Here is a 13,061-nt window from a genome sequence, read left to right as displayed (position 1 = left end):
TTCTGCTCGGTTCTTTCTGGCTAATATCGTAACTTTAATCAACTATAATCCAATCATGCGTAACATCAGTTAATAAAGTAAAATGAATCACAAAAAAATCGTTCATCATTCGTCATTATTCATTAGTAAGGTAGCGTTCGCCTATATTCTCCCAGCTAATATCACCTCTCTCAATACGGCCTTTGATATCCGGATGCTGGTCCAGCAACATTTTTCCACCTGAATAGGTATTTTCCGAACAAGCGAGTAATGCAGCTTCTACCTCCAGAGGTGCTCCATCTTTCACGGATTTCTCAAGGTCACTCAAATATGCCTCATTGAGATAAGGAGCTACAAAGCGCCAGACTTCCGGACTGATCTGACGATGTGCTGCCCAGCGTTCATGGGCAAAATCAATCAGCATATGCGCCAGCTCAGGGTTCGCTCGCTTATCTGCATGGTAGATTTTGTACAAAGGACGGCCCATAAATACTGCTTTCAGCAAGAGTTGGTTCCAGGCTTCCTTTTGCAGATAATCAGCTGGATAGGGATTGTGCAAGGCAATGGCGTCAAAAACATTCGTCATATTGGTACGAATGCCTTCAGCCGCTCTTCCGGTAAGCTCCTTAGGGTGTGGCAATATAGGAAGAGCTGCATATAATGCCTGCTGCTCATACATATCGGCCGTTTCGCACATCCGATCAATGGTCAGAGCATATGCCTCAAGATCATCATGGGGAAGAAATAGCAGAATATAAGTGCGCGTCAACTGAGTCATATCCCAGCCCTGGGGGGTGAAGCCTTCACGAAGGGCGTTGGCTTTGCTAAGGGTAGCTTTATCGTATGGTATTGAAGCTTTACCCATGAAGCGAGGAACCGAACTGAATGAAAAATAGAAGGTACGATAGTTCCACTCCTGCTTCAGTTTATCCAGTTGTTTGTTTAGCCATTCCAAACCCTCAGGGCTGGCATTTTCTTTAATCAGGGTATATAAAAATTCTTTGACCCGTTCCAGATCTGCTTGATAGGTAGTTGCTTGCATATTGTATTAAAAAGTTTGGGCCTTTAAGTTAATGGATATTTAGGATTTATGCACAGAAGCGATAGAAACTCCAAACAAAGCTTAAAAAGCTCTGTCTATTATTAGGTGTGATATTTTGAAAACACTTATATTTCACTTAATTTATTTGTAAATAACTTTTAAGTGTAAACACATAAAATTTTCATTAATGTAGTATGAGAATATTCTTAACAAGCCTATTGATTTGCTCCCTGATCCATATAAATATGGCGCAAACAACCGATGATGAAGAAGTAATTGATGTAGACTTTGAGGCCAATCAGTGGAACTCTAAAGGATATGAACTTATGATGGATGGGGAATATGCTCAGGCGAAGGCCTATTTCTGGAAAGCTATTAAGAAAGACCCCAAAGTAGTATTTTATTATGAAAACCTGGCCAATGCATGCAGTCAATCGGAAGATCAGGAAGGTTTGCTAAAATGCTATGCCAGTGCTAAACAAAATCTACCCAGTGAGCCGGACATTTTTTATTACAGCGGTGATGCTTTGCAAAATGCGAAACAATACGAGGAGGCTATTGCTGACTACAATCAAGCCATTTCTTTAACAAAGAACAAAGACACAGATTTACTGCACCTCTACTACTTCAATCGGGGCAACTCCTGGCTTAAGCTGAGAAATTATCAAAAAGCTAAAAATGACTATGATCAGGCGCTGAACGTGCAACCTTATCATCAGGCCTCCTATGCAAACCGGGCGATGGCAAACTATAACCTTAAAAATGTAGACAATGCCTGCGCCGACTGGCAGAAGGCAGAAGAGTTGGGCTACACTACTGCAGCACAATATCAGAAAAAGTTTTGCCGGTGAGTTTTGTTGGTTTAACAACAAGCTCGATTTATTTTATACTCACCAGCCTTCATTTTATACATATGCCCATAGGTAGAGCACAAAAAAAGCGCTACCTGATTGAGGCAACGCTTTTACCGATATATTTAATTTTCAATTTGAAACCTACTGCGCCTCTAGCTTAGCAGCCATACGTTTACGCTCGTTCTCATCCAGGTAGATTTTGCGCATACGGATACTCTTTGGTGTCACTTCCAGATATTCGTCTTTCTGAATGTACTCCAAAGCTTCCTCTAAAGAAAAAGTCTTCTTGGGAGCAATCTTAGCGTTATCATCTGAACCAGACGCACGCATGTTGGTAAGCTTTTTCCCCTTCAGAATATTGACGACCAAATCGTTACCACGACTGTGCTCTCCAATTACCTGCCCTACGTATACATCTTCTCCCGGATCAACAAAGAAAACACCTCTGTCCTGTAGCTTGTCTATAGCATAACCAGTACCTGCTCCTGTATCCATAGAGATCAGTGAACCGCTAATTCTGCCCTGGATAGCTCCTTTGTAAGGCTCGTAGGATTTGAACCTATGGTTCATAACTGCCTCACCAGCGGTAGAAGTTAGTACGTTACTACGCAAACCGATCAGGCCACGAGCGGGGATATCAAACTCCAAATGCTGCACATCACCACGAGCTTCCATAATGGTCAGCTCTCCTTTGCGCTGTGTGGCCAGTTCAATCACTTTACCGGCAAACTCATCAGGTACATCTACTACCAGGTGCTCAATAGGCTCATGGCGCACGCCATCAATTTCTTTGAACAGCACCTGAGGCTGGCCTACCTGTAGCTCATAACCCTCACGGCGCATTGTTTCTATCAGTACTGACAAGTGCAGAATTCCTCGCCCATAGACCAGAAATTTATCTTCACTATTGGTCTCCTGTATCTTCAACGCCAGGTTCTTTTCTGTTTCTTTAAATAACCTGTCACGCAGGTGGCGAGAAGTTACATATTTCCCTTCTTTACCATAGAAAGGAGAATTGTTGATAGTAAAAAGCATACTCATGGTAGGCTCATCAATAGAAATACGCGGTAGTGGCTGAGGGTTTTCAGCATCGGTAAGCGTATCACCAATCTCAAAATCATCCAGACCTACAATAGCACAGATATCTCCACTTTCTACTTCGGATACTTTGACTCTTCCTAAACCTTCAAAAGATTGAATCTCTTTGATTTTTGCTTTCTTTACACTGCCATCTCTTTTACAGATTGCCATATTCGCTCCTTCCACCAATTTGCCCTGGTACACACGACCAATGGCAATACGACCTACGAAAGCCGAATAGTCTAATGAGGTGATCTGCATCTGAGGAATACCCTCTCTACGAGGCGCTTCAGGGATATGCTCAACGATTGCATCCAACAATGGCAGGATATTATCAGTAGGTTTTTTCCAGTCGTTTGACATCCAGCCCTGCTTGGAAGATCCGTACATAGTCACAAAATCCAGCTGCTCTTCGGTAGCATCCAGGTTGAACATGAGGTCAAATACATGCTCATGAACCTCATCAGGACGACAGTTTTCTTTATCTACTTTATTGATCACTACGATAGGCTTAAGGCCTAGCGCAAGTGCTTTACTGAGTACAAAACGTGTTTGCGGCATAGGGCCTTCAAAGGCATCTACCAATAACAGTACACCATCGGCCATCTTGAGTACACGCTCTACTTCTCCACCGAAATCGGCGTGGCCAGGGGTATCAATGATATTAATCTTTACATCTCCATAACGAACTGATACGTTTTTGGAAACGATGGTAATGCCACGCTCCCTTTCCAGGTCGTTATTGTCCAATATAAGTTCGCCAGTTTCCTGATTTTCCCTCAATACCTTAGAGGCGTGAATAATTTTGTCAACCAGCGTAGTTTTTCCGTGGTCAACGTGAGCGATAATCGCCACATTTCTGATGCTCTGCATGAAATAAAATTTTATTATGCTATGAAAGCGCAAAAATAGCGCAATAGGTTCGATTTAGCGGAAATATTCTGCAATAAAGTTTTGCAAAAGGCAATAAAGCCTTTCACTGCCGCTAATTCTCAGTACATAAATGGGATTTTTGCTAAAACACCGCTTTTTAAATACTGGCAAATTTATGTACAGGCACTCATTCCAATCTTTTCAGCATAAGTAACCTGAAGTCTATAGCCTCTCTACCAGGAATAGTTTCAGCTTTGAGTGTCAAAGTTCCTTCTCCCTGGCCGAGGTGAATAACTCCTGCATTCATGGGTTTGAAATCTTTGAGGTAAGACTCCTGTCGCTCTACCCGGTCGTTTTCCATTCCGATCAGGGGAGGGTCATGGGCTTCGGTAACTTTAAAAGTATGAATGGCATCCTGAAAACTCAAACTTAAGGTAGTACCCACATCTTCCGGCTTACAGGTATAATACACTTCTAACGCAAAATCACCTTCTTCCAGCACTTCTATTTCCCAGCTGATGCTATCTTCCGTACTCGTCCAGTTTTCAAAGAAGGAACAATTAGGATAACGGTTAGACCGCTGAATATTTCCATGTGCAGTTCCATCTCTTGCCGGAATCTGATTATACTGGAAGTCCGGATGACCGACCGGAAAGCTACGTTGGTCCTTGGCTGGAAGCTCTGCCAAAGCATCCTCTTCCCATGTTCGCCGCTCAGCGGCCAGCCTTTCTACCACTTCGGGATGATCTTCTGCAATATTATTACGCTGACCAGGATCAGCAGACACATCAAAAAGCTGACCTTCATGGTCCAATCGGTACTGTTGGCTTCGCACACTGGTTTTACCGTTCCAATGGTTAATTAGCACGCGATCCTCCCAATTAGTTTGTCCCTTGTTCAATAATAATGGTTTAAGACTCTTCCCATCCAATACTTTCTGTTGCTCGGTAGGAATATGGGCAAGATCGGCCAGGGTAGGAAAAATATCCATCACGCTGGCAATTTCCTCTATTTTTTTACCTGCCGCCAGTTTTCCCTTCCATTGCATAAGTAAAGGTGAACGTACGCCTCCTTCGTCAGTAGAGCCTTTGCGACCTTTCATATCTCCATTCCAGCGCCAAGAGTTAGGGCCATTATCGGAGAGATAGATTACAATAGTATTTTCTTCCAACTGTAGTTTTTTGAGTGTCTGTATCAGCCTGCCTACATTCCAGTCAATATTTTCACACATGGCTAAAGCAGCACGTGTAAATTGTGGGTCTTCTTTGGAGGGGTCACGGTGCAGAGAATCCAGTCTTTTGTCTTTCATTTTGTTCCACCACTCATCGGGTACCTGCATGGGGCTGTGGGGAGTATTAAAGGGAAGATAGAGGAAGAAAGGTTGCTCACGATTTTTTTGAATAAATTCAATTCCTTTATTGGTAAGATCATCAATAATATAACCTTCACCTTCTACAATCTGCCCATTTCTTTCCAGCATAGGGCTGAAATAATTGCCCCAATGACCGGAGGCAAAGCCGTAAAAGTCATCAAAGCCACGTGCATTGGGATGATAAGGGTATTGCATGCCATTATGCCACTTGCCATAGCAGGCGGTTTGGTAGCCGGCTTGTTGAAAATGCTGGGCGATGCTAGTTTCATCCAGGTCCAGCCTTTCTCCACCCGCAGAGGTAGAGTAGACCCCACCCCGGGTATGATAACGACCGGTAAGAAGTTCAGCTCGGGTAGGGGAGCATACCGGACTTACATAAAAATGCTCAAAAGAAACTCCCTGAATCGCCAGGCTGTCAATATTTGGAGTATACAGGTTGGAATTACCGTTTATACTCAGGTCTCCCCATCCCTGATCGTCACTCATAATAAGGATGATGTTAGGTGTACTCTTCTGTTTGCTTGAAAGGTTCTCCGTTTCCCCGGAACCTCCAAAGCATGCCGAAAGACATAAGCAGAGGATCAGTAATCTAAAATGGTTTTTCATGTTGTGTACTTAGTAGTATGTACTAAACATACAAACTGAAGTTAGCCTGGCAAAACTTCATGAACATGAAAGCTTGGGTCGGTTGCTTAAATGATTTTACAAATCAGGAAAGGCTGGCGATTACTTGTGAGGCTTTGCGAAGGGTATAGCGTTTGAGTTCACGTTCTTTCTCCGGATTGGCTGTTTTAAGTTTGTAGCGAAAGCTAACCTGTGCTTTATCAGAGGCTATTTGGCGGACTAATAATTCAAAACTATTCTTCTTAATAAGGCGCTCATATTCCTGCGTAGCAACAACCAGTTGATCTATCAAAGCAGCCGTATCTTTTAAAATATCTGTTTTAACCTCAAAATCTATATTTACCAAACCCTGCTCTCTCCGGCTGAAATTAATTATGTCTGAATTGTATACGGTAGTATTGGGAATGGCTACAAAATCACCTTCTTCGGTACGCAAATGTACACTGCTTAAGGTGATGTTAATTACTTTTCCTTCGTGGCTACCAACTTTAATATAATCACCTAATAAAAAGCGATCACTTGCCATAAAGATCATTCCATTCACTGTATTGGAAATATAATCCTTGGTGAGCAATACCGAAGCCACAGCAACCAGAGAAAACGACGTAAAGAAAGTCTCCCATTTGATATCAAACAATAAAAAGAGAGCAGCTACAAAGGCAGCTATGGAGATGAGTGTAGCGATACGATTAACCGCCAGCACTACATTGTCCTGCTCTTCCTTTAGTTTTTTTCTCCTGATATAAAAATATACGATCACGATTCTGGCCAGCGAAACCAGCAGATGCGTGGATAGGTAAAAAAGCACCGCCCTTATGATGAGGGCAAAAATATTCTTCTCTGCGCCTTCCCCTTCCTCTCTGAACCAGTCCTGAAACTCGTAGTTCATATACAGTATTCCGAGAAGCAAAAGAAATTTCAGAATAAAAAAAACCCTCTTACGGCTTTCTTTTTGTAATAGCTCCTTACGGTCTACTTCTTGTGTAGCGGCGATACTTCCTTGATTCATAATGGGCGCAAAATTAGCGTATATTCTGAACTTTTAATACGGACAGTGCTAAGAATCGAGTTCCAAACTTTCCTTAAGAATCGAAATAAGTTTTTAAATTGGCAGTCTAATCTAAATCTTATGACTTCTAAAATATTTAACCTTTACCGAAAAGTATTAATTGCTGCCATGACTGCCGGGATATTTATGTCCTGTGCTTCTGAAAAAGAGATGCCTACTACAGACCTGAGTCAGGAAATTCTGATACCTAAGCCCGTTTCTGTGACTGCCACCAATTCAGCCTTTGAGCTTACTGCTGAAACTGGTATTCGTATACAGGGAGAGTCAGAAGAACTGAGAAAAAACGCCCAGTACCTTGCCGATAAGCTAAAGCCTGCCACTGGTTTTGAACTAGCTGTACAAACCAGCGAAGGTGAAAATCAGGGAGGACATATTTACCTTTCTACCGATGCCAATGATGATCAGTTGGGAGAGGAAGGTTATGAATTGAATATTACCGAAGATGCTATTAACCTGAAGGCTAATACCGGAGAAGGTGTCTTTCGTGGGATGCAAACGCTCTTTCAGTTATTGCCCACTTCTATAGAAATGGAAACTGCTCAGCAAGGCCCTTGGTATATCTCCAGCGGTACTATCCGCGACTATCCTGAATATGGCTACAGAGGAGTAATGCTGGACGTGGCTCGCCACTTTTTTGCACCGGAAGATGTAAAGCAGTACCTGGACTATATTGCTTACTACAAAATGAACGCAATGCACCTCCACCTTTCTGACGATCAGGGCTGGCGTATCGAGATCAAATCATGGCCTAAGCTGACTGAGGTTGGAGGAAGCTCTGAAGTTGGGGGTGGAGAAGGTGGCTTCTATACCCAGGACGATTATGCCGAAATAGTAGCTTATGCAGCAGACCGCTATATCACCATCGTGCCGGAAATTGATATGCCCGGCCATACCAATGCTGCCCTGGCTTCTTACCCTGAGCTTAACTGCGATAATCAAGTGAGAGAACTCTACACTGGCATAGAAGTGGGCTTTAGTACACTTTGTACCGACAAAGAAGTGGTGTATGAGTTTATAGACGATGTGGTTGGTGAACTTGCAGAACTTACGCCAGGTCCTTATATCCATATTGGCGGTGATGAATCACATGTGACGCCTATGGAAGATTATATTCCTTTCATTAACCGTGCTCAGGAAATAGTAACATCACACGGAAAGCAGGTAATGGGCTGGGACGAAATCGCCAATGCCGAGCTCGTAGAAAACGCTGTAGTACAATACTGGGCTGAAGCAGAGAATGCCCAGAAGGCAGTGGAGCAGGGCGCCAAGGTACTTATGTCGCCCGCAGTAAAGGCGTATATGGATATGCAATATGACTCCACTACTCAATACGGTCTCCATTGGGCAGCTTATATAGAAGTAGATAGTGCTTATATCTGGGACCCTGCAGCACTGGAAGAAGGGATAGCCAAAGAAAATATTATTGGCATTGAAGCCCCTTTATGGACAGAAACTATTACCAATCTGGATGAGCTGGAGTATATGGTCTTCCCTCGTCTGCCTGGCTATGCCGAAATTGGTTGGACAGCAGCCGGAGAAAGAAACTGGGATGAGTATAAGGAAAGGCTGGCTGCTCAAAAAAGCCGCTTTGAAGCCATGGATATCAATTACTATCCTTCACCATTTGTACCATGGAAGTAAGTATTTAACAAACCACATGCGCTGAATTCTCAGCCGCCAGATATACTGAAGCTTTTTTTACATCAATTCTCTGGTGTAAAAAAAGCTTTTTTTGCTATTTATCCATTATTAAATGCCCTCAGCGGCATCTTCATTTCTCCTGTTTAACATCAGCTCTCTCTAATCGTTAAGTTCTACATACGGTACATATTTTTTATCAATCTTTTTCAACTACTATTCGTTATACGTGTCTAAGCTAAATGTAAGTAGATTCTTACATGGTGACGAATAGGAATGATATGATGTTAGGTTGAAAGACCTGCTTTCTATATTCGAGCAAGATTTTTAACACTGAAAACAATGAAGAAATTACTAATTGTACTGGGTAGCCTGGTGGGTATTGTGCTTTTGGCAGCCATCATCCTTCCCATTATCTTCAAAGACGATATTCAAAAAGCTGTGGATAAAGCCATGGCCGAGAATCTGAATGCTAAGGTTTATTACGACATTGATGCATTTGACCTCTCTGTGCTCAGAAACTTTCCTAATGTTACAGTCTCCATGCAAAACTTTGGGGTAGTAAATAATGCTCCTTTTGAAGGAGATACCCTGGTTGCTGTAGGAAATTTTGAGCTAGTGGTTAATCTAAAAAGTGTACTTTTTGATGAGCAACCCAGCCTGAGTGAGGTGAACCTGGACCGCCCTAACCTTTACATCAGAGTATTGGAGGATGGCAGCGCAAATTATGATATTGCTGTCGCTAGTGAAGAGGAAGAAATACCAGCGGATACTGCGGCTTCTGAGTTTTCTATAGGTATAGATCACTGGGAAATCACCAATGGTAACATCATTTACGAAGACCTTACGCTACCTATGCTTATGGTACTTCAAAATGTAAATCATACAGGTAGTGGTGATTTTACGCTGGATGAATTTGATATGGAAACACTTACCGAAATTGGAGCGCTTACGGTCAATTACGATGGTGTAGAATACATGACCAACAAGCAGGTAGATGCTGATGTAACCATGCTGATGGATCTGGCTAATATGAAGTTTACTTTCAAAGACAATACAGTGGCTGTCAATGAGTTTCAGATGGGCTTTGACGGTTTCTTTGCCATGCCGGGTGATGATATGGAAATGGACATTAACTATGCGGCTAAAGAGAATACTTTCAAAAGTTTATTTTCACTGGTTCCCGGAGCTTATCAGGAAGATTTCAATGGCCTGACTGCAAATGGAACGGTAAACTTTAACGGGTTTATCCGCGGAATATACAATGACAATTCTATGCCTGCCTTTAAGATGGAGTTAGGTACGCAGAACGCCATGTTCCAATATCCGGGCCTGCCTACTGCGGTTACCAATATCGATGTAGACTTGCTGGTAGAAACCGGTGAAGATGGTAACCTGGAAAATACAGTGGTAAATCTGGAGACCTTCCATGCGCAGATGGGCAATAATCCGCTTGACGCAAAATTTCTGATGAGAGGCCTGGACAAACCTTACATTGAGGCTATGGCTAAAGCACAGTTAGACCTGGGAGAACTGAACCGCATGTTCCCAATGGATAGCCTGTCTATGAAAGGAAACTTTGAAATTGACCTGAATGCCAAAGGCACCTACGACAGTACTACCAACACTATTCCGCAGATCAATCTGGCGATGGGAATGCAGAATGGTTTTGTGAAGTCAGGGGAATATCCACCGCTGGAAAATATCAACTTCACTTCTTCTGTAGTCAACGAAAGCGGAAACATGGCACAGACCGTGGTTCGTCTTAATGATTTTGATATGCAAATGGCTGGAGAACCTTTCTCCGCCAATATTGTGCTGACTAACCTGGATAATTATACCTGGGACCTAAATGTGGATGGTGCTCTAGATTTGGAGGAATTGATGCATATTTACCCTATAGAAGGTATGGAGCTGGCCGGACGTATAACTGCTGATATCTCTTCTCAGGGAAAAATGTCGGATGTAGAAGCTGAAAACTATCAGGCATTACAGACTTCCGGCTCTATGGAAATCAATGATTTCAGCTATGTAGGTGAGGACTTTCCACAAGGCTTTACCATCAGCAATGCTAAAGGAGAATTTAATCCGGAAAGAATTACACTCAGTAATTTTGATGGTGCTGCCGGAAGCACTGACCTTCGTATGAATGGTTATCTGGCCAACTATATTGCTTATATCTTCGGAGAAAATCAGATCCTGAAAGGCGAGATGGCGCTAAAATCAGGCAAGATGAACCTGAATGAGTTTATGACCGAAGATACTGAAACGGTACCTGAAGATACTGCGGAAGCCGCCCTTGAAGTGATAGAAGTACCTAAAGACATAGACTTTGTATTTACTTCCAGCATCGCTGAGGTGATTTATGATGATCTTACACTGAATAATTTTAAAGGTAACCTTATCGTACGCGATGGTGTACTTCGTATGGATCAGTTGGGCTTCAATACTTTGGGCGGACAATTTGCCATGAGTGGTTCTTATGATACCCGTGATATGCAGAAACCAGCCTTTGATTTTAACCTGGATATCAACGATCTGGCGATTAGCAAAGCCTATCAAAATTTTAACACGGTACAGGCCTTGGCTCCCGTGGCAGAAAAAATGGAGGGGGATTTTTCTACCGATTTCCAGATTGCAGGCTTATTGCTTCCTGATATGAGTCCTGACATGAATACATTGGACGGTAAAGGAATCATCTCCATTGCTAACGCGGCAGTTAAAGATTCTAAGCTGGTGGAAGCCATTACCAAAGTATCCAAACTGAACAATACTGATGGTATTACTTTGAATGATGTAAAGGTACGTGCAGAAGTAAAAAATGGAAGAGTATTCGTTGAGCCTTTTGACGTTAATATTGGCAACTTCAAAACTACGCTGGCTGGTAGCAATGGTATTGATGGTAGCATGGACTATATTGCCAAAATGAATATTCCGGCCGGAGCAGTTGGTTCAGCCGTAAATAGTGCCATTGCCAAATTAACAGGAGCTAACGGCGCTGTCTCTTCCAATATTTTGCTCAACCTCAAAATAGGGGGCACTTATGATGATCCTAAGGTAAGCCTTGCCGGAGCAGAAGCGGGTGAAAGCACTACTCAGTCAGCTAAGGCAGCAGTAGCTGCTAAAGTAGCTCAGGAAAAGGAAGAATTAGAGCAGGAGCTTCAGAAACAAAAAGCTGAAGCAGAGGCCAAAGCGAGAGCAGAGGCTGAGAAAGCAAAGAAAGAAGCTGAAGCGAAAGCCAAAGCAGAAGCCGAAAAAGTAAAGGAAGAGGTAAAAGAAGAAGTGAAGGAAACGACGGAAGAAGTTAAGAAAGAAGCTAAAAAGAAGTTGAAAAAGATCTTTGACCCCCCTTATTGATTATTATTAGCCTTAAGGTATATAGAAGCGCAGCGATTTATTTCGTTGCGCTTTTTTGCATTATAGCCTAGCCACTTGATGCTTATTCCCTTCTTTGTGTATCTTGGGCTTCCAAGCAAATCCTAAACTTATCATGAAAAGAATTATCTACTTATTACTATTCATATTTTTAAGCAGTTCTGCTATTGCTCAGATGAGTAATCAAGGAAAATTTGCCATCGCTATACATGGAGGTGCCGGAACCATCAAAAAAGAAAATATGTCGCCTGAGCGTGAGGCTGAATATCGTGCCAAGTTAGAAGAGGCTCTCAAGGCAGGATACAAAGTACTGGAAGATGGAGGCTCGAGTCTGGATGCAGTAGTAGCAGCCATTCAGATTATGGAAGAATCCCCCCTCTTCAATGCTGGCAAAGGAGCAGTTTTTACCAATGATGGAAAGAATGAACTGGATGCAGCGATCATGGATGGTGCCACCCGCAATGCAGGTACAGTTGCAGGCATCTCTACGGTAAAGAGTCCTGTCGCTGCCGCCCGGGCCGTGATGGAAAATTCACCTCATGTCATGATGATAGGTGAGGGGGCAGAGCAGTTTGCCAAAGAGCAGGGCTTAGAATTAGTTGACCCCTCTTATTTTTATACTGATCATCGCTATGAGCAGCTACAACGCATCAAAGACACTGAAAAACAACAGCTTGATCATGATGGTGACCGCAGACAGGGCGTTTTAGACGCTGAATTTCCGGATAGAAAGTTTGGCACTGTAGGAGCAGTAGCATTGGATCAGGACGGTAATCTGGCAGCGGCTACCTCTACCGGTGGCATGACCAACAAACGCTACGGCAGAGTTGGGGATGTGCCAATCATTGGCGCAGGCACTTATGCTGACAATGCTACCTGCGCGGTTTCGGCTACCGGACATGGAGAGTACTTTATCCGTTCAGTTGTAGCCTACGATATCGCTGCTTTGATGAAATACAAAGGCTTAAGCCTGGACGAGGCCGCTAATGAAGTAGTTAAAGATAAGCTGGTAGAAATGGGTGGGGGTGGAGGTGTTATCTCCATTGATGGTGAAGGAAATATTGCCATCCCTTTTAACACTGCTGGTATGTATCGTGCTTCTATGGACACCGAAGGAAAAATGTATATCGGTATTTATGAGGATGAGTAATGACT

General features: G+C 42.9%; 8 protein-coding genes. 4 read left to right on the top strand and 4 right to left on the bottom strand.

All coding sequences use genetic code 11. The features are described 5' to 3' along the window. Nucleotides 1-115 precede the first annotated feature (115 nt). Nucleotides 116-1,021, bottom strand: a complete 906-nt coding sequence (locus WJR50_RS31885) for an EboA domain-containing protein (protein ID WP_341297392.1) — start codon at nucleotides 1,019-1,021, stop codon at nucleotides 116-118. Between the two features lie 245 nt (nucleotides 1,022-1,266). Between WJR50_RS31885 and WJR50_RS31880 the strand changes: the two genes are divergently transcribed. Beyond that, nucleotides 1,267-1,872, top strand: a complete 606-nt coding sequence (locus WJR50_RS31880; RefSeq protein ID WP_341297391.1) for a tetratricopeptide repeat protein — start codon at nucleotides 1,267-1,269, stop codon at nucleotides 1,870-1,872. Nucleotides 1,873-2,016: 144 nt separating this feature from the next. Here the strand turns inward: WJR50_RS31880 and typA are convergent, their stop codons facing one another. The 3 genes from typA to WJR50_RS31865 all read right to left on the bottom strand — a co-directional run bounded on the left by typA (nucleotide 2,017) and on the right by WJR50_RS31865 (nucleotide 6,833). Beyond that, on the bottom strand, nucleotides 2,017-3,828 hold the full coding sequence (typA, locus tag WJR50_RS31875) for a translational GTPase TypA (RefSeq protein WP_341297390.1): 1,812 nt from the start codon (nucleotides 3,826-3,828) through the stop codon (nucleotides 2,017-2,019). A 187-nt stretch (nucleotides 3,829-4,015) separates the two neighbouring features. Further along, nucleotides 4,016-5,806, bottom strand: coding sequence for an arylsulfatase (locus WJR50_RS31870; RefSeq protein WP_341297389.1), 1,791 nt, complete (start codon nucleotides 5,804-5,806; stop codon nucleotides 4,016-4,018). Between the two features lie 103 nt (nucleotides 5,807-5,909). Beyond that, nucleotides 5,910-6,833 carry a mechanosensitive ion channel family protein gene (locus WJR50_RS31865; protein ID WP_341297388.1) on the bottom strand — a complete coding sequence of 308 codons (924 nt, stop codon included), beginning with the start codon at nucleotides 6,831-6,833 and terminating at the stop codon, nucleotides 5,910-5,912. 120 nt (nucleotides 6,834-6,953) lie between these two features. On the opposite strand from WJR50_RS31865, the gene WJR50_RS31860 reads away from it, so the two are divergent. The 3 genes from WJR50_RS31860 to WJR50_RS31850 all read left to right on the top strand — a co-directional run bounded on the left by WJR50_RS31860 (nucleotide 6,954) and on the right by WJR50_RS31850 (nucleotide 13,056). Further along, on the top strand, nucleotides 6,954-8,534 hold the full coding sequence (locus WJR50_RS31860; RefSeq protein ID WP_341297387.1) for a beta-N-acetylhexosaminidase: 1,581 nt from the start codon (nucleotides 6,954-6,956) through the stop codon (nucleotides 8,532-8,534). A gap of 339 nt (nucleotides 8,535-8,873) precedes the next feature. After that, nucleotides 8,874-11,888, top strand: coding sequence for an AsmA family protein (locus WJR50_RS31855; RefSeq protein WP_341297386.1), 3,015 nt, complete (start codon nucleotides 8,874-8,876; stop codon nucleotides 11,886-11,888). Between the two features lie 133 nt (nucleotides 11,889-12,021). After that, a complete protein-coding gene (locus tag WJR50_RS31850; RefSeq protein ID WP_341297385.1) occupies nucleotides 12,022-13,056 on the top strand; it encodes an isoaspartyl peptidase/L-asparaginase family protein in 1,035 nt (344 codons plus the stop codon). Nucleotides 13,057-13,061 lie beyond the last annotated feature (5 nt).

Origin of the sequence: Catalinimonas locisalis (assembly GCF_038039535.1) — a bacterium.
GTDB lineage: Bacteria > Bacteroidota > Bacteroidia > Cytophagales > Cyclobacteriaceae > Catalinimonas.
The sequence above is the reverse complement of the archived record's forward strand: the minus strand, read 5'-3'. Positions and strand labels throughout refer to the sequence as shown.